Here is a 22,478-nt window from a genome sequence, read left to right as displayed (position 1 = left end):
TTATTTTTCGTTTGTGTAAAAATAATCCTTGATAAATAAGGATTATTAAATAGAATGGAAAAAATCTACCAAAATAGTAAAATAGCATTGCTTTACTTCGATAAATAGTTATAAAATACTATTGTTAGGTAAAAAATTCAATAGGAGGAATAAAATGTCAAAAAAATTACGAGTTTTATTATCCTTTGTACTCGTTCTTTCGCTTGTGCTGCCATCGGTTGCACCGGTTGTGGTAAAGGCAAATGAGGATGCGTTATCAATTGATGTAGAGTTGAAAGAAGATTATCAGCTCGACTATGGCTATGTAGAAATTCTAGAGGCTACTGGTTATGAGGGAAATCATTATACATACGTAGACTACTATAGTATGCATAATGGTAACTCTACATTTGAAGTGAATTCATCGGTCATCAAGCCTAGTAAAAATTATTTGGTAAATGTAAAGCTAGATTTATTGATAGGAACTAAAAAGGTTGTGTATGTAAATATTGTGCCATTTACAGGTGAAGAGCTTTTACAAGCAACACAGATAAAATGGAACGATCAAACGGAATTTTTCTCTCCAGACTATGCTTCTGCGGGATTGTCGAGTTTGGAGGCATGGCAATTGAATTTAAATATACTAGGGTATTCGAGTGGTGTGAAATCTTATACAGGAGTATTGGCTGATCCATCTCTTGTAAAAGGTGCGACTGTAACAGGGTTCGATAATAATTCGAACGTGTATCAATTAGTCAAGACTTTTAAGAGTGGGGATGCAACTGAAAATTTTTCACTTAATATAGAAAAGGATCATGCAGTTGAAATTACGTTTGATTTAGGAAGTAAATATCAGCTTAGCTCGTTAGAGATAAGAGGTAATGATTCTAGCTACGCTTATTTGTATGCAGAAGGTATTCCGCAGTTTTCGGGTAAATTATATGTGACAAGAAGTGATAATAAGAGAGTATCTATCACCATTAAAAGAAAACTCAATGATCACCAATTCTCATATGAGTCTCTTGAATTGCTCTCTCCGTCTTTTAAAGAAAATCGAACATTAAAGTTAGAGGATAATCCTATAGGTGAAGTTACTTTTGTAAAATATAATCAAAGTTTAGCGTCTCCTTCTTTGAATATAAATGCAGATTTTACAAGAGGCGACTTTAGAATAGGTAGTGTACATCAAGGGTTTGTGGTAGATATTGTGAATAGTGATAATGAAGTTGTTAATTCGTTTACAGTAGATAGCGCTAATTTTTATAAAGACAATTTAAACCTTCCTCCAGGAGATTATACAGCGCTTATCCGTTATGAATCTACCGAGATAAGTGCTCCGTTTAAAGTGATGAAGTTAATTAATTTGAATCTACCGAATGATTATTCTAATCTTCATTTAAACCGTGCACGTATCACAGAGGTTAATGAAGGTGAAAACATGGTAGGACCTTCTGTAGAATTTTTTGAAGAGTTATCTATAGAAAATGTCAAAGGATTTGAAATTGTTGATACGAAACGATATCAATTAGATGCAATATATCGTTTGAAAAAATCTAATAACCAACAGTTTTTGTATTATCATACAGAGATCTATACGGGATTAGAATTAAAGAATCTATCCTCTATTACGTTTAATGAAGATGCTCATCAAATAATACCGTCTCTCACAAATGAAGAACTTCAAGGGTTACACGATATGAAGTATCGCTTTAATAACTTTTTGTACGGTGCTTACTATTACGATTGGCATGGAGATGATAATTTAGATAAGGAACTTTTTTTACTTCCGTTAATTTTATCAAAGCCATTAGATGTGGAAATAGTATATAGTGGGTCTTTAGATAAAAAAACATACATTTTCAATAAAGTTATTAAAAGTAGTGAGACTACATTTAATTTTGTGAATGAACGAGTCAACACAGTCAAACTTTCTATTGAAGATGTTCAAGGTTCACCATATAAGCATAAAACTATTGGTTTAGTTGATAGTAAGAATCCTATATGGACCAATGTACCTTATGATTCTAATATCTATGTAACTGCAGGGCAAAAATTTATAGAGATAGAGAGTATTAAGGAAGAAACACAAGATAATCTATATTGGAATACACAAGATAAGAGTTTTAATGAAGATGTTTCACTTTCTTTTAATAGCTCTTTAACTTTTACCCTAGAGCACGCTTATAATACTCACTATGAAAGTGAAAAAGGTTCTGAATCTGGCTTATATATAGAGCAAAAGTTAACAAGTGGTGATTTTATACTTGGAGGAGCATGGCAAAATCAAAGTCTCAACATGAATGCGGCGATTTTAGATGTTTCAGGTAGCACTTTACAAAAACAGCAATTGGAACACACACGTGGTATCTGGTTTAAAGATCTAGTTTTACCTAAAGGGACATATAAGTACGTATTAGAGTTAAATAATCCATTTACAAATGAAAAAGAAACATTCGAAGAAATGTTTTCAATTGATGAACAACATGAGCCAAATACTCATATTTCTACATCAACACAAATTACGTCTAGAGAGGTTGTAATTGATGTTGTTGGTAAACCTAATGAAACTTTTAATCTCATTGCGCAACAAGGCGAAGAAAAGCAATCAGTAGGAAGTGGCAAAGTAGATGAAAAGGGTTATGCTCAAGTTACGCTTCAATTGACAGAAGGGGCATATGACGTTTTTGCGGAGTTTGATAGTGGTGATGTGTCTAACTACCTTTATATCACAGTTGATCAAACAGCTCCGGTCGCACCAGAGTTAGCGGTCGTAAAAGAAGGTGAAGATAACAAGTTTACCTTATCATGGAATGTAACTGAGAATGGGCTATTGTATGATGTATATGTAAAAGAAAATGAAGAATATAATCTTGTTAAAGAAAAAGTTAAAGAGACAACATATGTATTTAACGGAAAGCCAGGCGTTGTGTACGCATTTAAAGTAGTCGCATATGACCAAGCTGGAAACGAAATAACATCCAATGAAATTGAACAAAGGGTTAATGGTACGCAGTTTGGAGGTAATGTCACTCAAGGGAACGAGCCATTAACAGATAAAGCAATTGTAACACTATATAACTCAACTTCATCTTTTGTATTTGAAACAGACGAAGTAGGTTCATTTGAACAAGTATTACCTAAAGGTAGCTATTCAATTGACGTAGAATATAAAAGGGAATTGTCTCGAAATGTAGGAAGTGTTGATATAGGCGAAAGTCCAATTGATAAGTATGAAATTAAAATCCCAGAAAGACACGTGCAAAAGAACGTGAAATTTAACGTTATAGATACCAGTAGTAAACCAATTACATTAAGTAATGAGTATCTATGGGTAAATCTGCACAATGAAACGACTGGAACTTACTTAACAGGTTACGTTAGTAAAAATGGAGTTTTACGTAACTGGACTGGCAAAGAAGAGTTTATAAATTTACCAACAGGTGTCTACACCTACTCTATTTCTGGGGACGGATTATATGAAGCCACAACAGGTGAGTTCGCTATTGAAAAAGAAATTGATTATATAAAGAATCCAATCTCTCTAAGTATAAACAAGGTAGATATAAAGGAAACAGATGTTAAGTTCTCTGTTGTAGATGAAGATGGGAATCCAATTAAAGAGGCCTTTGTGCAATTATCAAGTTACGATGTTGCAAACAAATTTGGATATAACAAAGGAACTATTTTAGGTAAGACCAATGATGACGGTAGCGTAACGTTAAAAGCCATTCATGCGAATGATTACTATATAACGGTTTCAGCATCTAATTATGTGCCTTATAGTAATATGAATAAATTAAAAGTAGAAAATACAACGCAAACTCAAACCATCACATTGACTCAAGCACAAGCATTAAAAGGAAAAGTATTAATGCCTAATGGGCCATATATTCATGCAAGTGTGTCTGCTTATACAGATGATTATGAATACTATAGCTGGAAGCAAGCAGATGATAACGGTGAATTTGTATTTGAAAATGCTCCTAAAAGGGGGAAGTTAAATCTATTTGTTCATGCTCCTGGTTACAAAACCGAGAGTACTCAAAAGACGATTAATTTAAATGAAGTTCAAGGTTCAGTTGAAATCAATCTTCAACGTGAAACTGTTTTAAAAGGAAAAATCTTAGACAACAATCAAAAACCAGTTCCATTTGCATGGATTAATGTAAATGAAGTAGGTGGACATACGGTAGCTTGGGCGTCGTCTAGTCGTCATGGTACGTATGAAATCTACGGGTTGAAAGCAGGAAAAGAGTATGAAATGGAAGTCGGTGCTTCACGCCAACCAAGTGTGAAAGAAGCATTCACATTTGAACTAGAAGGCGACAGCAACGAAATGGCTAAAAACGTGACGCTTGTTAACAATTCAGCAAGCACATTCACAGGCGAAGGCAACACATTCTCGTCTTCGGCAACAACAGTCGCACCAGGTAAAACAATTAAGTATCGCCTTGATTATAAAAACAACGGTAGCGATGCAACAAATGTACCATTAGGTGTGACAATACCAACAGATGTAGTAGAGCTTGTAGAAGGTTCAGTCATTCTAAATAATGAAAAACAGGCAGGTTTAACAGGATTAAAGGTATCACCAAAAGCTAATGCAACAGGCGTTCTCACTTTCGAAGTAAAAGTGAAAGAAGATACGCCAGCTGAAGCGGTGGATGTTTCAGCAAAAATTGGTTCAGGTACGGACGAGCGTGCATTTAACGCATCGACAACGATTTTAAATGTGACGTTAAACGCACCAGCAACCACATCTTCAAAAGAAATCAAAGTATACGGTAGTGCAAAAGATGGCGCAACGGTAGACGTGTATGCAGGTAGCCAACGTCTTGCGACTGTGAAAACAGAAGGTCGTTGGTGGTATGCGACAGTGACACTTCCAGAAGGTGAGACGCATACATTAACGGCTCGTGTGAAAGATGGAACGGATACGTACACATCAAAACCAGTTGAAATAACGTATGAACCTGAAGTTCCAAACATTACGGATGTGACGGTTACAGCTGGTTGGAATAAAAACGTCAAGTTAAATCCAAACACAGGAATTGCCACCATGGCGATTAGTGAATTTACACCGATCGATGTCGATGTGACATTCGATAAACATGTTGATAGTGCGAAGATTTTATTCCTTGGTGAAGAAGTCGCATTAACAAAGAACGGTAAGACATTTACTGGTCAATACCCTGCAGGTTGGTCTTCATACGGTGAGCGTTTATTCGAACTAGCTTACACGGTAGATGGAAAAGACTATCTTGTTCCATTAATTGAAGTGTTAGTTCTAATCGATCCATCTGGTTACGTATTTGAAGGTAGCATGCAAGAGCGTCTTCAAGGCGTAACGGCGATTGTAGAAGAAGAGAAAAATAGCGTATGGACACAGTGGAATGCAGAGCGTTATGGTCAAGTGAACCCGCAAACGACAACAGAAGATGGTCGTTACGGATGGGATGTACCGGTTGGAAACTGGCGTGTTGTATTTAGTAAAGAAGGCTATGACAGCTATATTAGTCGTCACGTTGTCGTACCACCGCCAGAAACACAATTAAACGTGCCATTAGTGCGTACATCGGCACCGGAAGTAAAAGGAATTACACCAGCAAAGAACGCAACAAACATTGAAGTAAAAGACTCAATCACGGTTGAATTTGATCGTCTAATGAATGAAGCAGGAAAAGACAACATCAAGTTATATGAAGTAACAAATAACGGTGATGTTGCGATTTCAGGGAACTTTACATTAGAAAACAAGCCAGGTTACAAATTAGTTGATGCACCAGGTTCAACGGATTCAAATGGTCAAAACGGCTTCTTTGAAGAAGATCCGAATAAGCTGTTATCTAAAACATTTACGTTTAAACCAGCAGCTGACTTAAAAGCAAATACGACTTATAAAATTGTTGTAGACGGCAACATGGTTGACTATGACGGAAAACGTCTTGGTCAAAACGTGGAACAAACGTTTACCACAAAAGCACAAGTAGCACCAACACCACCACCAAGTAATGGCGGTGGAGGTTCAACACCACCTCCGACACCAGCTCCAGTACCAGCACCTGAAGTAGAAGGTGACAAAGCAACGATCGGAAACGATGGTGTTGCCGTATCTGGAAATGAAGTAACGGTAAAAGAAGACGCATTAAACGAAGTATTGAAAAACAAAGAGGTAAGTGAAGTAAAAGTAGAAGTGAAGCAAGATGTAACAAAAGCACCGGCAGAAGTGAAGCTACCAGCAGCTTCGTTGCTTCAAAACAAAGAAGCGATCGACCGTGTGGCATTTGCGGTTGAAACGAGTGCAGGGAGTTATCAATTACCATTGAGCGCGTTACCTAAGTCTGTTGTTGAAAACTTAAAAGCGGGCGAAGAGATTATCGTATCAATCGGTAAAACGACGGTGAAGAACGCACCAGACTTCACCTACACATCGGATGTCATTGAGTTTAGCGTATTCGTTCAAAGTGGAGACAAGAAAGTGGAAGTGAAGACGTTCTCGAAACCAGTGGAGCGCAGCATTACGCTTAAAAACAAACCGAACGTTGATCGTGCAGTAGGGATTGTGCTGCATGAAGACGGATCATTCCGTGCGGTTCCGACTTATTTCGCAGGAAATGAAGCGATTATGCGCAGCTATACAAATAGTGCATATGTGATCATTGAGGAAGTCGTGACGTTTAAAGACGTAACCGACAAACAGTGGAACAAAGCACAAATTGAAAAGTTAGCATCAAAGTTTATCGTACAAGGTAAAGGAGACGGAACATTCGCTCCAAACGATGGGACATCACGTCTACAGCTTGCTTTACTATTAACGCGTAGCTTAGGACTTGTATCAACGGAGAAGTACGATGGACGCTTTAGTGATGTAAAAGGTGATGAGTGGTTCGCAGCTGAATTACTAGCGGCCGTTGAATCAGGCATCATTAAAGGAAAAGTCGATGGCACATTCGCGCCACACGAAAAAGTAACACGTGCGCAAGCAGCTGCGATGATTAGCCGCGCACTAGCATATGTAGGCTATGACAAGAAGCAGCTTGACACAACAAAAGACATTAACACATTTAATGACCACGAAGCGATTGCCGAGTGGGTACAAGGTGATGTGAGAACCGTTTTACAAGCGAACATCATCACGGGTAAAGCAAACGGCAACTTTGATCCAAATGGCCACACAACACGTGCTCAAATGGTGAAAATGTTAGATGAACTGCTGCAGTTTGTAGGATACACAAATAAGTAGAATAGTAGAAGAAGAGTCGAGTCATCGGCTCTTCTTTTTATTTGTTTTAAGAAAAATATGTTCTAAATAACCAATATAAATACATCCCCTTACCTTTTGAAGAACACCTGTTCAAAAGGTAAGGGGTGTTGCTTTTTATCCAACGATACGTCGAATTTCTTGGATTTTCGCCGGATCAATTTCATGTTCATAGCTGAATTCATGACGCACACCTGTGCCAAAATGAATCTCCTTCACGGGCACGCTTTCAACAAATGATGCAATGTTGCTTGCCACAAAGCCTCGACTATGGGGACGAATCATCACATTCACGGGAATGGTGACGTTTTTGCATACGCTTTTTATGACGCCGTAGCTTGGTGTGAGTCCACCTTCTTTACCGTTTCTCTATGATTATTTCAAAAGCGAAAAGAGAACTCAAGTGTCTCGTCATTCTCCTTGAAACGTGATAGTGTAATAGAAAAGGAGATGATCTTAATGACGCATTATGTATTCGTATATGGAACCCTACGAAAAGGGGAAAGCAATCACGATTTATTGAAAGACGCGCACCTTGTGGCGGAACAAGCGTACACGCAAGGAGCTCTTTACGATTCCGGTCGAGGTTATCCAGCGATGACGACTGGAGACGGAGTGGTATACGGAGAACTGTATGAAGTGAATGACCTTGAATTAAAAGCACTCGATCAGCTTGAAGGCTATAAAGCAGGTAGCCCAACGAATGAGTATGAGCGCATCATTCAATCAATCAAAACGGATGTGAGTACGATTGAAGCGATTGTGTATGTCGTAAACGAAGCGTCATCGCTTTGTGAAACACGCATTCCAGGTGGAGACTGGCGCGTTTGGAACTTTGATACGGCAGGACAAACCCTTTATTTTGCGTACGGTTCATGCATGGATACAGAGCGCTTTACGCTTCAAGGTGTGGTTCAGCATTTTACCGATTTACTAGGAGCAGGGAAGCTTCCTCGTTACACATTGCGTTTTAACTATCATCGACCAGACGGAGGCCGTGCCGATATTGTAGAAGAGGGCGGCGAAGTAGAAGGAAAATTGTATCGTGTGCCGCAAGAAGCGGTGGAATATTTGTATATGCGTGAAGGAGTCGAAACGAACACGTATCGCCCAGCGCTTATTTCAGTCGAGCATAACGGAGAAATGCTTCATGACGTTCTTACGTTTTTAGTCATGGATAAGCAGGAAGAGCTCGCGCCACCTGATCATTACGCAACGGAAATTTTACGCGGAGGAACAGGGACGTTAAGCGAGGCATATATGAAACGAGTCAAAGCGCATATTGAGCGCTTGTAAAGAAGAAAAGGATAAGAGATGGATGCTCTTATCCTTTTTGTGTTTCATTAAAAGGGACGAAGAATAAGTCAACGAAGAAAGCAGCTATCAACGCGTTTTTTTTAGACATTCTATTGTCCCCTTACACCTAGTGTATTCTTGTTTCAGCGAAATGGGATTGTTTTATGAAAAGTCAACGAAACTGTCAGCTTTTGCTGTCGGAAAAAGACGGACGAAACCTGACATATGGAAGGAACTGTATTTTATAATGAAAGTAGTATTTGTGAAAAGTCATACATAGGGGGAATGAGATGAAAGTTATCGTCAATGTTGCAGCTATCGCCACATGCTTGACTGTCTTTGTGGTCGGACATCAGCATTGGAAAGAGAAAATCGAGGTTCATGCGGCGCAATCGAAGACTTCCGTCGTGATGAAGCAACCAGTGACTGCCGAGGAGGAAGCAGTCGATGTGATGCGCTATACGAAGAACTTGCCTCCGTTTTTTGTGAAAAAGATTGAACAAGCCATTCAAGCTAACAAGCCACTCTCATTTGTCATTGCTGGACCGCACGCTACAACCGAGGAAGGAAGCTGGGCGGTGATGGTGAAGCAGTTCATTGAAGAGACGTATGGCAAAGAGGTGTTTACCGTTCACATTCATTCATTAACCGGTGAAACGAGTGCGAATATCCTTGCCAAAAGCGCCCTTTCAACCCTCGAACAATATGAGCCTGACGTGGTGTTGTACGAGCCACCGACGCTTCTTGACAACGGTCTAATCGGTATTCATAACACGGTGAAAAATACGAATGAAATGATGCAACAGCTCAAACAGCTACCGTCTGCCCCTGCTTTACTTGTTCAGCCGTCGCAGCCGTTAGCTCAGGCAAGTGTCTATCCGAATGAAGTCACACTTGTAAAAGAAGTGATTGATCAACATGGCGTGTATTACGTGGACCACTGGAAAACGTGGCCAGAAGGAGAAGCTCTTTCTGCGTATGTGAGTGTCGAAGGTGTGTTAAGTGAGAAGGGACATGCGCAGTGGGCGAGCTTTTATAAGGCATTTTTTAAAGGGGTCTGACAATCATCGTCAGAGCCCCTTTTCTATACTTGCTGAGCAAGCACAAGCCATTTCTTATCAATTTTGTAAATGGATTGCTTTGCGTCTCTCACGTCTGGATGGACGAGTGTATCAATCGTCTTCGGTGGGCAAGCCGTTCCGTATAGCGATACAATTGTGATAGTAGTTTGAGAGATGGGAACGACAACGTTAATTAAACAGCGATAGCCAGGATGCTGCACGCTTTTAGTAAGAATATGAGCGAGCTGTTTGTCATAGTCGGTAACGGTTAACGTTGTTTTAATCATATAGTTCGTTTCCATCGCACTACTTCTGAAATAACGATATACCCCTTGAACAAAGTGAGAATTTGACGCGGTAGACACATGAAGCTGGTCATATATTTTTTGCTGACCACTTTGATAAAAAATCGAGTCATGCGTATTCTTCATAAAGTCACGGTAAAAATACTCATCGTCCCACAGCCCGATGATACAGCTGTTTGTTTCATCTTCTAAATCCCATCCACCAAGCTGACCGATAAAACCAGGTATGTGCGTGAGGGCTGACCAATGCTGTTGTGTATACAAAAAGGCATCTTTTTTCGTTACTGGGATTTGGCAGTCGATTGTTTTTGCTAACATCTCTAATCACCTCTCTTTCTTTTTCGCGCTTTCTTTGTGAAAAACCTTCTCTCTTCTATAAAAATGATAAGAGTTCAAGTTTGGTTCATTGGAAAGCCGTAATTAGTATTTAAATCTAGAACAAGCGGTAAGCAAATAAAAGATGATAACAGTCATAATGTGGACGAGCACTCGCATAGATTAAATCATGATGAATCATAAAGGGGAGAGGAATATGTACCGTGCTCAAAAAGTCCGCTCATTTCACCGCGATGGGTGGTGTCTTTCGTTTCAGCATCCGCTCAAACAAGGTCGGCGTGTGAAGCGATGGATGAACACAAGGGACGACCAGGAAATGGACCGATTGGTACAAGAGATGAATGCGTTGTTACTTGAAAAAGAAGATTGGATGCCACAAGCGAGGGTGCGTGTCGCTGCTAGATATGATGCGAGAGTTGTATCTGCTTTTTACGATGATGTATTTGTTAGTTCACCGAGTGTGGTGCAAGATGAATACGTATCGCTACCGGCGCGTGAATCGTACCGTCGGGTAGCGTTTGCTGGAGAAAAGGGGGCTGGGAAAACGGCGCTCATTCGTCGCATGCTGTCACTCACACAAGATGAACGTTTTCCAGCAACAGCCGTTGTGAATCCGTTTCGTCCATGTGTTCAATACGTCACCAGTCATCAACCGGAATTTGAAGTCGTCCTTACCTTCAAGCAACGAGCACGTGTACAGCGAGACGTTGAGAAGCTGATCGCTGAAGCGGCATATGAGTATGCGAGCGGTGGAACGGATCAAGAACTCATCTACACATTGTTTCATCGACTCGATGCAAGCTTATCGTACGTACTTGGTTCACTACCGGTGACACTGCCGTACACTGGACAGACGCTACCTGGTAAAACAAGCATTCACGGTGCGCTACTTGAAGATGTAGAACAAATTCAAACCGAAGCTTTGACCATCGCAGAGGCGTTAGGCAAACAAGAGCTTGAGACACAGTTTTTTGACAAGTGGAACGAGCGGATGGAATGTCATCAAATCGTGGAGACATTGATGAACCGAATCGAAAGCATGCTGTTTTTAGTGAAAGCAGGCACATGGACCTTTACGGATGATGATTGGCCACTCGCCTGGTCACATAAAGCGCAAGACCGTTCAGCCTTATTTCATACGATTGAGCGACTGACGACGTATCAGCGTGAAAAATATGAAGGAACGCTTACACCCTTTATTGAAAGTGTGCGTGTCAAAGGGCCGTTTCAACAGGAGCTATCACTTGTCATGGAAGAAATACAAGAACACGATTTCTCACTCACAAATATTGAAGCGCTTCGTCAGTGTGATGTGATTGTATTTGTACAAGACATGAGTGAACCGTTATCAGCTTCTCTTGTTAAACAGCTACTTGTAAATGGACAAGGTAATAAGCTAATGCTGTGCTTGACCCATGAAGACCGCTTATATGGGGGCACGAAGTCGCAGCGTACAAGCTACATGATGGATCATGTAAAAGAGATGCTGACAGAAATCGAAAGAGATCTTGGCTGTTATGCGAAGCAAATTGTTGAACGAAGCCTGACACAAAACGGTATCTATGTGTTTCGTAACTTGCATTCAGCAATCGAGGACCCTCATACGACCGCTTTATGTCACACGTTTATACAGGCGTTAAAACATGAACGTAATCACGACGAAGAGCCGGCCACACCTCTTTATGTGAACATGATGGTGCCGCTTGCTATCGACCGAGGAATTGCTTCTTTTTATGAAAAATGGAACAAGCAAACGTGGCATTGGCGTGAGCTACAGGCACTTTGCTTTGCCATGAGCATGCCGGAAAAAGAGGCAAAAGGAAATCCGGCGACCGTGTTTTGTGCAGACATGCAAACGCATGTGTACACCCTCTTTTTCACCCAGCCATCTGGATGGTCTCGTCCACATGTGACACAGCAAGCGAAGGAGCAAGCCATTGAGCGAATTATGACTCGCTTCAGTCAAAAGCTGCAAGCGTACGCAGAAGGCCGGCTGCACCGACGAAATGAATGGAAGCAAGCATACGAAGAGAAAAGCATTGCTGAACGTGAAAAACGAGTTCAACACCTTCTTCACGAAGCCTTTCCGCAGCCAACAGACACGAACTATCCAGCGTTTCTAAAAGACATCTACAGCCTTGTCAAACAAACGGTAGAAGAAGAGGAAGGCGTGTTGTTAAGTTAACCCTGGTCATATGACCAGGGTTTTTATTTTATCTAAAAGCTATGTTAAATAATATTGTTGATAATGATCCTAAAACAAGGACCCGATTTGGGGTACTTGTTTTAAAGCCTTATTGAAGATTAGCACCCTTTAGTTGAAGAAGAAATAAGTGACACTACAAGCAGAGCGTCTCATCCAATTTCTGAATCTTGGAGTGGGAAATTAAAAAAACATTGCCAAAAATGTCGATTTTGTCTCCCTTTACACGTACAGCACAATCTTTGTTCGAAGCATAAATGTTTATTTCCTCCGATAGGAGAGATAGTTCGCTTTGGACCAACGTAATGTTATTTTCGAGATCAAAATGAGAAAGGACGGAAAATTTGTCAAGACCAATTCCGTCGTAAACAGAGCTCATTTCAACTTTATATCCAAAGTTTTTCGAGCATAACCATTTTGCGGACATATTGATTGCACCAGCACTTGCTCCAATCACAACGCCGCTGCTTTTTTTAATCGAATCCGATAATTCATATTCCATCAAAAAACCATTTTGTTTAAGAGTGTTCCCCCCCAATAAGAAAATGACTGAAGCATTTTGAATTATCGTTTGGGCATCTTCCTTCTGTACGTGATAATTAATTAGATGATATTCATCAAATATAATGCCAGCCTGGTCAAGCCACGATCGTTCAGTAGCACCATTATCTTCATAAATAGATGGATTTGAGCTAATCATAGCAAGCGATTTTCTATCAGTTATATCTGCCTGTAACACACTGCCCAGATTCTCTGGAAAAGAATCGTTAAACCAACCTAAATAATAATGAGTTTTCATAAATACCCCCATAGCAAAGTGTAAATCCACCATTTATTCCTTGCGTCATCATTCCGTTTTCTTGTCACAAAAAAAACTCTCAATATGACCCCATTATTGAATACAAGTTACACAACACCCTTCACCTAACCTGCCTGATAGTTGAACAAGGCTTATGAGACTTTGAATGTAGATAACCTCAATTTATCATAAGTCGCCACGGTGGGAAATAAGCAGCTTTCGACAATCATCTTACTTATAGTTGTAGAGTCGTTTCGGAAACGGATCGTATCTAAAAACAGAAACCAGCTCAAATAATGGTCGAGGTACTTGGTCGCCACACCATTGAATCGGTTCATTCAGCCCTTTAAGCGACTGTGATAGTTATTGACATTTTGGATATGGTATAGTCCCTTTATCCGTTCCTTACCATCAGATTTAAACGGGTAATGTTCGATTCCTTTTTCTTTTGCATAGGCTTTGAAAGCTCTCCAGGCATCTGTGCATAGGGTATTCGTAGTGGATACCTTAGAACCAATCGCTTGGTCAAGTTTTGTTTTAACAATGCGTCCTTGCCCTAACACTTTTGAGTAAGTTTGTTTTTGGCGGTCCCTCGTAGCCAATACGCAGACCTGTTCCTTACTGATGCCACGAAATTGGGATGCATCGCCACGTTTACGGGCTTTGCGGCCAGTTATCTTCCGTTTCCCTTTTTCAGAGTACAGGAAATAGGTCTCGTCCATTTCGGCGATACCAGAAAAATGGTCAATGTTCATCTGCTTTAGGGCAGATAAAACTTGGTGCCGCCAGTAGAACAGGGTGACGTGATGAACACCGATTAGCTCTGATGCCTTTCGTAAGGAATACCCTTCGATCATACAATGGATAAAATCCAGCCATTTATGGGAAAGGTGAGATCCTTTTAACGGTGTATTGGTTACATCCGTAAAGGTCTTCCCACAGTCCTTACAGCGGTAACGCTGGCGTTCAATTAAGAACTGTAAAGCTTAGCAAGTGGGGAGAAAACGAAGTAAATGAAGGGCAAATCGGCAGGCTCGTGTTTGTAAAAGATGTAAAGTTATATAAGAGAGATGCATCTGGTTCATCCTTTCACCGAGTCGCTAAAAAAGGTTCCATGTGGAGAGTGTATGCTATTAGAGAATTTACTGGAGGAATGAAAGTCTACGATTTAGGTGGGAATGTATATGTATCTCAATCAAATCTTTCTACATATGAAAAGCTTCCTCGTGATATCGCCCAAATTAGAGGAGTAGAAGTTAAGTTTGTTGATGGGAATTTACCAGGAAAATCTGATTTTTTCAGATATCCTCAATTTCCAACCATTATGAATAAAGAAGTGCAACAATCAATTAATGCAGTGTTTTCTAAGATAGGAGATGAAGTGAAAAAACAACAACAGATGATGGTTGAAAAAAATGAACAAGATCCATCAACGTATCATTGGGTTTCATTAAATTCCCAGATTCCATATAACTTTAATAATAAATTAAGTGTGGTTGTATACAGAGGGGCGGGGACGAGAAAAGATGGTAATTCTGAATATACATTTAGTAGCTCCCAATTCTTTAACTTTAATTTGCTAACAGGAAAGCAAATCTATTTAAAAGATGTTCTTACAACAGAAGAGCAAATTGAACGAGTTAATCAATATCTAAAAAAAGAATATGGCTATGCAAAAGGGATTGACGTTCACCGAGATGAGTTTTACTTTAGTAACTTTCTGTTTTGGCATGATATGGAATACATGCCACCTGACGAATATTTTGGTATCCATGTTCTAATAAAAGATTCAGACTCAAAGAACAACCTACCAGTTCGATATATCCCTAAAGAAGTGTATGCAAAGTAGAACAGAGTAATCCTTTGTTATACTGAACAAAAAGGAGGGCACACAATGAAGCGTTGTGACTGGGTGACAAAGGAAGAAATCTACATACAGTATCACGATGAAGAGTGGGGTGTACCGGTTTATGAGGACCGAAAGCTGTTTGAGATGCTGAATTTAGAAGGAGCGCAAGCGGGGCTATCGTGGATAACGGTGCTGCGTAAGCGCGAGCGCTACCGTGAAGTGTTTGATCATTTTGAAGCGGAGAAAATCATTCAGTATGATGAAGCAAAAGTAGAAGAGCTGCTTCAAGACCCTGGCATCATTCGTAATCGGTTAAAAGTAAAGGCGGTCATTCGAAATGCGAAGGCGTTTCTACAGATTCAACAAGAATTTGGTTCATTCTCCGACTACATTTGGAGCTTTGTCGGTGGAAAGCCGGTGATCAACAAATGGGATAGAATTCAAGATGTTCCGACTTCGACTGCCATTAGTGACGCGATGAGTAAAGACTTGAAAAAGCGTGGATTTTCATTTGTAGGAAGTACGATTTGCTATGCGTTCATGCAAGCAACGGGAATGGTGCATGATCATTTAACCACGTGTGTGTGTTACAAACAAAAGGCTGCCCGCTAGGACAGCCTTTTTCTTATGCCGCTTGACTACGCTCAGTTGTCGCTGAACGATTTTTACGAACGTTTACTTTCCCAATGATGTACTTGCCGACCTTCAAGTAATTTAATAGGTGCGTCATGATCATTGAGAAAACAATGCCCGTTCCAAGTAGAATGAGCGTGGTCACGACGGGTCCATTAATTTCCGGTGTCGCTTTAATCCACTTCATCACTTCACTTTGAAAAAACGGATGAAGCAAGTAAATGCCGAATGAATATTGACTTACCTTCATAAATAGCTTTGGCACACGCTTCATTTTCGTTGCAAGATAAAACAAAATGAAAATAACAAACAGCGTTAAAAACATCACATCAACACGCTTTGAGTTAATGATTGTTAAAGTTTCCGTCCAGTAAAAGGCCACGATTGTCCCTACTGATAATAAAAAGACGGCTACCATCATTCGAATGTTGGTCACGACAAATTGCTTAAATTCGTTATAGTGACGTCCTGCATAGAATCCGACCGTAAAGTAGAAAATCCAGCCTAAAAACGGTAAGCGAGATTGAATGTTCCATACGTACGGTGTGACATCATATAAAGTAGGGCCGTCCACAAAGTTAATCACACTCAAATACGCTACGTTTATAAACAATGAAGCAATCAAGGCAACTTTCATCGGAATAAAACGGTGCAGCTTTTGATATAAAATGTGTAGCACATAAAACTGAAAAATAATAAGAACGAAATAGCCGTGGTATTGTCCTTGTACGACGTTTAACACCATTTGGTCCCATATTTCGTCTACACCATTTTTGCGCTGTGTGTATGCTCCGTAAAATAGTCCCATGATGACATAGGGAAGAAAAATAAATTGAAATCGTTTCTTGAAAAACCCTTTTGGTACGGTTTCTTTGTAGCTATAGGATAAAAGAAATTCAGAAATAAAGACAAACATTGGAGTTCCATACATCAAAAGAAGCTGAAGGGTACGAAGCACCTTATAAGCTGTTTCATCTTGTGAATAGTACGACACAATGACTAATGTTAACGCGTGAATAAAAACAATGGTCATACATGCCACACTACGCAACCAAAAGATTTCCGAAATCTGCTTTTTCATGCTGATCACTTCCTTGTTTGTGACATCTTTCGACAAATCTGTTTCATCGTAACAAGTTTTTGGAGGTGGTGCAATGGATAAAAGAACCAATTTCTGTCACATGAAGGAAGGGTACAGGATCGCTCAATTCGTTCATTTGACTAGTAAAATGGAAAGATTGTTCTTGGATGGACAATAATGGGTTGATGAGCAAATAAGGAGGTAGTGTGATTTGTAAGCTGCATCTTCCATGACTAGATGAAAGGTGCATTTTTGATTCACATCAAAGAGACCGTGATAAAGCTCCTCGTTTAGGAGAGGCTTTATCACGGTCTCGCTTATCGTGCTAATTGCTTTCGTACAATTGGTGCTACGCTTTTTGCATCATGATCGTTGCGAACGACGTGCTGTGTCACGTCTTTTCGTGCCTCGCGGTAGCGCTTTTGAATGGTTCGAATTTCGTCAAATGTAACATTGGTTTCAACGTGTGTGCGAACAATTTTTAAAATGTCATCGTATTGTGGAATTTGCTTAATCGTACTGACTTGCTGAAGAACCCCTTTGATGATTTTTTGCTGTCGCTTTTTCTTCTCAATTTCACCTGTTTGCTCACTTCCTGAAAAGGTGGCAAACGCTAGTGCTTCTTGTTCATTGAGCGTGATGGCTCCCTCTGGAAACGAGTACTCACCCGTTGAAAAGGCTTTTGGGTTTTGCACTTCAATTTCTTTTACCGATTTGACCAGTTGCCCAAACGCATGAGCATCGGCTTTCATATAATAATCAATAGGGACATCCAGTAAGGCTTCGACACTAGCGACAACCTCTTCTGTTGCTGCGTTAGGTAAAGGGAGCGTGTCTTTTTTTATGTGAACAACATGAGTTGAAGGTGTTTCAGGGTTAATAGCTAATAATGACAGTGACTCAATCTGGTGTTCATCTGTTTCAATCAATAAAACGGACAAGGGTTCGGCCTCTTTGATGTTTACTTTTTCGTGTCGTTTGTCTGATTGATAGTGAAGCGGCTTATATGTATCCTCAACCGCTGCTTCAACTTGAGAATATCCATAATAGGCGATGCCGACTGTTGATAGTAAGAAGGTGAACACAAGCGCGCCAATAAGTTCTGCTCGTCTTTTTCGGTTCATCTCACTTCTCCTTTCAAAAAAACTCTTTCACTATTATTCCCTCTGAGAAGAAGAAAATAAACCTTACCATAAAAAACGAGCATGCCACCTCGGCACGCTCGCGTCATTGATTGGTTTACCGGCCACTCGTTCGTCTAATGTATTGCTTGATTTCGTCAATCACTTCTTTTTGTTTTTCCTCGCTATTAAAGCATTCAATTCCATACGCATACTCGTTATGAAGCTCTTTTTTCCAAATAAAGATACCATCTAACTCAATTTCTTTCTCATTCACTGTAAATTGTACAGCCGTATGAATGGTTAATTTTCCAACTGGTAGGTTGAGTGGAGACGTTACACGCAATCCACTCGGACTTATATCTTGAATAGAAAGCAACCCTTTTTTCGTTTGAGCTTCCTTTTCATGTGGCTTTAAAAGCACAAATGTTCCTTGAATAGGTGGTGAAATCGTAAAACGAAAAGGTTCATCACGCTTGAATCTCATGTTTCTCTTCTCCCTTCTTTTTGTGATGGAGGACCAGTAATGATTCGTTCTTATGTAACATAATAATATGCATTGCCCATTATTTTTCAACACGTTTTTTAAGAAATCGTGAATTTTTGGTTAAGTTTCCAAAAAATATGTACGTATAAAGGCCTATTTAGTATGATGGTATCATAGGTAAAATGGGTGGAAGGAAGTTTAAGAGCATGTATGAGCAGATTGTAAAAGAGGCGTATTCATTTCCTTTACATTTTTTATCACTAGGAATTGGTGTGTCCGTTATTTTTATCTCCTTTTTCTTTATTGATCAATTTAAAAAACAAACAACGAAAAGCAAAAGACACGCATGGATGTTAGGGGCTTCCATTATTTATAGTGTAGGTATATGGGGCATTCAACAGTTATCTATTGAGGCATTTCAACTATCAAACACATACATTCATCATACATTACATATGGTACTCGCTCTGTTAGGTGCCATCATTGGTAATTATCTTGCATTTTGGATTGTGTATACAGGAAAACGGAACATGCTTACCTTTTTAGGGGGAGGTATGTTTATGAGTGTGGGCTTTTTGGTTATGTTTTCAACGTGTTTAATAGAAGTGGAATCCGTACAGTTTATGTTTGAAAATCCATTTCAACTGTTAGCGTTAACGTTTGCGCTGCTTGCCTCATTTATGTTTTTATGGATTTCGTTTCAAGCCATTTTTTATCAACGAAACTATCAGCTATTAATTAAATTTATTTATGCGTGTATGATCACATTCTCTATTTTTAGTTTGCAGTACATTGTGCTACTTGTCACAGACGAAAGCAAACAATTATGGCTTGAAGATCCGATCATCCTCGCAAGTATTTTCAGTGTGTTTGCTCTCTTTACATTTGTATTAATGGCCATTGCGATGCTGATGAATCGTCACATTCGTGAGCATCGCTCGTTAAAAGGAGCCATTTTCACTTCGTTACTCGATCCAATGGTTATTACAAATGAAGAAGGATATATTCTTGAAATGAACAAGGTTGGGTATGAGTGGTTTACCCGTGAGGTCATTGGTAAATCGATGACAACGTTGTTTCCTGACTATAGTACTCTTCAAGCCGTTGTCGGACAACGTATCGAGCGCATGCTTACGTTTCGAGACAAAACAAAGAAATGGATTGAGTTAACCGTTACAAAGCTCGAAGCAGAGGGTGTGAACGAATATTTAGTCTATATGCGTGATGTGACCGAGCAAAAAGAGTTTGGCATGGACCTTCAAGAAGTCAACAATCGTTATCAGCAGCTGTTTAATTCGTCACCACTCCCAATTGTTGTTCATCGTGCGGGAAACATCGTATCCGTTAATCAAGAAACGCTTCGAATCGTTGGAGTCGATAAAAAAGAAGAAGCAGTCGGACGCACTGTTTTTGACTTTTTTCAAAAAGAAGAGCGTACGTACATTCGTCAGCTCATCACTGACATGATAAATAGTAAGCATCTCAGTGATGTCGTGAGAGAAATAAAAATCTTAAACGACAAAGGTGAACAGCTTACCTTAGAAACGAAATCAAGCGTCATTTTCATAAAAGGGAAAACCTATATTCAAACCATTTTAAAAGACATAACGGATTATAAAAAAGCAAAAGAAGCGGTGCTGCACACAACCTATGAAGATCCATTAACAGGCCTTCCGAATGCGTCCTTTTTTCATACCGTTGCAAAAAATCGGATGATGCGAGCAAACAAAGAGGGGTTATCATTAGGCATTATGGTCGTGGATTTGGATCGATTCCGTTATTTTAATGATACGTACGGGCGAGCGTTTGGAGATCATATCGTGAAAGAAATTGCTAAGCGCATTCAACAAGTTCTTTCACCAAGCGACTTGTTGTCTAGCTTTGGAACAGATGGCTTTTTGTTGATGATTAAAAATGGTGACAAAGAAGTCATTCGTACACTTGGAAAAACCATTTTATCCGTGATTCAACAGCCGTTTACATTTAATGAAGTGGAAGTGTTTTTAAGTGCTAGCGTTGGGGTGAGTGTGTATTCTCAAAATAGCGTCACGCTTGATACACTCATTAGGCAAGCAGAAATGGCGATGTATCACACAAAAAAGAACGGCCGAAACAATATGACATTTTACGATCCGTCGATTCAACAAGCAGACACAAGACGCATGGTCATGGAAGATAATCTTCACCGAGCGGTTGCTAATGATGAGTTTGAGCTTTATTATCAGCCGAAAATTCATGTGAAAACAGGGAAGATCGCAGCGGTTGAAGCGCTTATCCGATGGAATCATCCTGTGCTAGGACAAATTTCACCTGCTGAATTTATTCCAATTGCAGAGGAAACCGGACTTATTGTACCGATGAGTGAGTGGGTACTGCATACCGCATGCATGCAAAATAAGCGTTGGCAAGAAGAAGGAATGTCTCCGATGCGTGTGGCCGTGAATATTTCAAGTGTGGAGTTTGGAGAAGACGATTTCGTTACAAAAGTAGTCAATATTCTTGAGGAAACAAAGCTTTCTCCGCATTATTTAGAGCTGGAAATCACTGAAAGTGTTGCCATTAAAAATGTAGGAAGTGTGATTGAAAAGCTGGATGCACTGAAGCAAGTAGGTGTCTATATCTCCATTGACGATTTTGGTTCTGGTTATTCATCGCTTAGTTACATTAAAAAGCTGCCAATTGATGCACTCAAGGTCGACAGGTCGTTCATTCAAGATTTAAAAGCCAATCAAACGGAAGAGACCATTGTTAAAGCGATTATTACGATTGCGAAAAGCTTGCAGTTAGATGTAGTGGCAGAAGGCGTCGAGGAGCAAGAGCAAGTGCAGATTTTAAGAAAAGAGCGGTGTGATGAAATTCAAGGTTATTATTTTAGTAAGCCGCTTCCGGTTTCTGAATTTGAGCAAAAATACGAAAGCATTGAGCGCCATGCGATGAGTAGTTAACGATATAATGGAGCTGAGAAAACTCAGGCCCGTAACATCCCTTGCCTCAATCCTTCAGTGGGCAAGGGATTTTGCATGTAAATCGTCTTTTATGTTTTACCTATGTGTCTGTATGAAGACGGAAGAAATCGGAGAATGATAAAGGTAGCCTATCCTCTCGTGAGCAGTCGAACGGATTGTGGTATGCTTGTGTTAATGTTCTTTTGAAAGAAAAGGAGGATACAAATTGAACACACCAACTGTTTCAATTGTCATTCCAACATACAATCGGCTTTTTGCACTAGCGGAGCTACTTGAATCGTTAAGTCGTCAAACGTATCAAGATTTCGAAATCATTATTGTGAACGATGGAGGCGAATCGATTGACATCTTACAAGATGTGTATGCATTCCTTCCGCTTCGCATTGTGTCATTAACTGAAAATGTTGGACATGTGGAAGTGCGAAACATCGGCGTCCGTCATGCAGCGGGTGAGTATATCATGCTGATGGATGATGATGATTTACTCTTGCCAACGCACATCGAGCGCATGATTGTTGATATTCAAGATGTGGATTTTGTGTTTTCAGATGTGGAAATGTTTGATTACCGCATGGAGGGGATCACGCGCATTCCGACAGCACGAACGCTGTTTGCCTACGAATACAGCAAAGAAGGGATGCGAACGTTTTCGACCTATGTTCCATCAGGCAGTATGTATCGCCGTTTGATTCATGAAAAAATAGGGGAATTTGATGTGAGTGTGCATAACTACTGGGATTGGGATTTCTTTTTACGTGTAGCAGATTCCTTTCGCGTAAAGCGTGTACCAGTAGCAAGCGTTCTTTACGCGTTTTCAGCAGAAGGCGACAACCAATCAGCCGTTCAAAATGAAATGCGTCAAGCCTATTTAAATCGCCTCTGCATCAAGCACGAACTAGGAGAGCTACCCATTAAGAATTTTTGGCTACTACTCGAGGAGCCAGATGTGAAAAAGCGAAAAGCAACAAGTGAGGTACACTGGAACGGACAACCGTTTGCATCACGACTTGTTGGAAAGGTATGCACAAAAGGGGGCGTTTAATCCGAACGCCTCCTTTTGTATCCGATAATCACGCCGTGTTCAATCTTTCATAAATGGAA

The 22,478-nt window shown here is 40.0% G+C and carries 14 protein-coding genes and 2 pseudogenes; 8 read left to right on the top strand and 8 right to left on the bottom strand.

What is annotated here, in order from left to right:
• Positions 1-154: 154 nt before the first annotated feature.
• Complete coding sequence (locus JOC83_RS05440) at positions 155-7,222, top strand: S-layer homology domain-containing protein (RefSeq protein WP_205184992.1); 7,068 nt, start codon at positions 155-157, stop codon at positions 7,220-7,222.
• A 135-nt stretch (positions 7,223-7,357) separates the two neighbouring features.
• Here JOC83_RS05440 and JOC83_RS05435 read toward each other — a convergent pair whose 3' ends face one another.
• Together JOC83_RS05435 and JOC83_RS19960 are read right to left on the bottom strand one after the other, a co-directional pair.
• Complete coding sequence (locus JOC83_RS05435; protein WP_239583376.1) at positions 7,358-7,498, bottom strand: hypothetical protein; 141 nt, start codon at positions 7,496-7,498, stop codon at positions 7,358-7,360.
• Positions 7,490-7,597 (bottom strand): annotated as a pseudogene (locus tag JOC83_RS19960) (copper homeostasis protein CutC); the annotation flags it as partial. The pseudogene JOC83_RS19960 and the gene JOC83_RS05435, both read right to left, overlap by 9 nt.
• 102 nt (positions 7,598-7,699) lie before the next feature.
• On the opposite strand from JOC83_RS19960, the gene JOC83_RS05430 reads away from it, so the two are divergent.
• Together JOC83_RS05430 and JOC83_RS05425 are read left to right on the top strand one after the other, a co-directional pair.
• Positions 7,700-8,536 (top strand): gamma-glutamylcyclotransferase family protein, encoded by an 837-nt coding sequence (locus tag JOC83_RS05430; RefSeq protein WP_205184989.1) that lies wholly within the window; start codon positions 7,700-7,702, stop codon positions 8,534-8,536.
• A gap of 290 nt (positions 8,537-8,826) precedes the next feature.
• Entirely contained in the window at positions 8,827-9,597 is a 771-nt protein-coding gene (locus JOC83_RS05425) for an SGNH/GDSL hydrolase family protein (RefSeq protein ID WP_205184977.1), read from the top strand.
• Positions 9,598-9,620: 23 nt separating this feature from the next.
• On the opposite strand, the gene JOC83_RS05420 is transcribed toward JOC83_RS05425, so the two are convergent.
• Positions 9,621-10,220 (bottom strand): YdbC family protein, encoded by a 600-nt coding sequence (locus JOC83_RS05420; RefSeq protein WP_205184974.1) that lies wholly within the window; start codon positions 10,218-10,220, stop codon positions 9,621-9,623.
• A gap of 214 nt (positions 10,221-10,434) precedes the next feature.
• Between JOC83_RS05420 and JOC83_RS05415 the strand changes: the two genes are divergently transcribed.
• On the top strand, positions 10,435-12,423 hold the full coding sequence (locus JOC83_RS05415; protein WP_205184972.1) for a P-loop NTPase family protein: 1,989 nt from the start codon (positions 10,435-10,437) through the stop codon (positions 12,421-12,423).
• A 154-nt stretch (positions 12,424-12,577) separates the two neighbouring features.
• Here the strand turns inward: JOC83_RS05415 and JOC83_RS05410 are convergent, their stop codons facing one another.
• Positions 12,578-13,240, bottom strand: coding sequence for a Type 1 glutamine amidotransferase-like domain-containing protein (locus JOC83_RS05410; protein ID WP_205184970.1), 663 nt, complete (start codon positions 13,238-13,240; stop codon positions 12,578-12,580).
• A 152-nt stretch (positions 13,241-13,392) separates the two neighbouring features.
• Positions 13,393-14,211: pseudogene (locus JOC83_RS05405) on the bottom strand (IS1595 family transposase); the annotation flags it as partial.
• Positions 14,212-14,393: 182 nt separating this feature from the next.
• On the opposite strand from JOC83_RS05405, the gene JOC83_RS05400 reads away from it, so the two are divergent.
• Together JOC83_RS05400 and JOC83_RS05395 are read left to right on the top strand one after the other, a co-directional pair.
• Positions 14,394-15,089 carry a polysaccharide deacetylase family protein gene (locus tag JOC83_RS05400; protein ID WP_205184968.1) on the top strand — a complete coding sequence of 232 codons (696 nt, stop codon included), beginning with the start codon at positions 14,394-14,396 and terminating at the stop codon, positions 15,087-15,089.
• Positions 15,090-15,134: 45 nt separating this feature from the next.
• Entirely contained in the window at positions 15,135-15,701 is a 567-nt protein-coding gene (locus tag JOC83_RS05395; RefSeq protein WP_205184966.1) for a DNA-3-methyladenine glycosylase I, read from the top strand.
• Positions 15,702-15,714: 13 nt separating this feature from the next.
• On the opposite strand, the gene JOC83_RS05390 is transcribed toward JOC83_RS05395, so the two are convergent.
• The 3 genes from JOC83_RS05390 to JOC83_RS05380 all read right to left on the bottom strand — a co-directional run bounded on the left by JOC83_RS05390 (position 15,715) and on the right by JOC83_RS05380 (position 18,411).
• Entirely contained in the window at positions 15,715-16,803 is a 1,089-nt protein-coding gene (locus tag JOC83_RS05390) for an acyltransferase family protein (protein WP_205184964.1), read from the bottom strand.
• Positions 16,804-17,120: 317 nt separating this feature from the next.
• Complete coding sequence (locus JOC83_RS05385) at positions 17,121-17,927, bottom strand: LCP family glycopolymer transferase (protein WP_205184962.1); 807 nt, start codon at positions 17,925-17,927, stop codon at positions 17,121-17,123.
• Between the two features lie 115 nt (positions 17,928-18,042).
• On the bottom strand, positions 18,043-18,411 hold the full coding sequence (locus JOC83_RS05380; RefSeq protein ID WP_205184960.1) for a PilZ domain-containing protein: 369 nt from the start codon (positions 18,409-18,411) through the stop codon (positions 18,043-18,045).
• A gap of 206 nt (positions 18,412-18,617) precedes the next feature.
• Between JOC83_RS05380 and JOC83_RS05375 the strand changes: the two genes are divergently transcribed.
• Together JOC83_RS05375 and JOC83_RS05370 are read left to right on the top strand one after the other, a co-directional pair.
• The gene (locus tag JOC83_RS05375; protein WP_205184957.1) at positions 18,618-21,356 is read left to right on the top strand and encodes an EAL domain-containing protein; all 2,739 of its coding nucleotides are present in this window, start codon (positions 18,618-18,620) and stop codon (positions 21,354-21,356) included.
• A 226-nt stretch (positions 21,357-21,582) separates the two neighbouring features.
• Entirely contained in the window at positions 21,583-22,419 is an 837-nt protein-coding gene (locus JOC83_RS05370) for a glycosyltransferase family 2 protein (RefSeq protein ID WP_205184954.1), read from the top strand.
• The last annotated feature ends 59 nt before the right edge of the window (positions 22,420-22,478 follow it).

This window comes from Priestia iocasae (assembly GCF_016909075.1).
GTDB lineage: Bacteria > Bacillota > Bacilli > Bacillales > Bacillaceae_H > Priestia > Priestia iocasae.
Note: the sequence above shows the minus strand (reverse complement) of the source record. Positions and strands in the feature narration are given on the sequence as shown.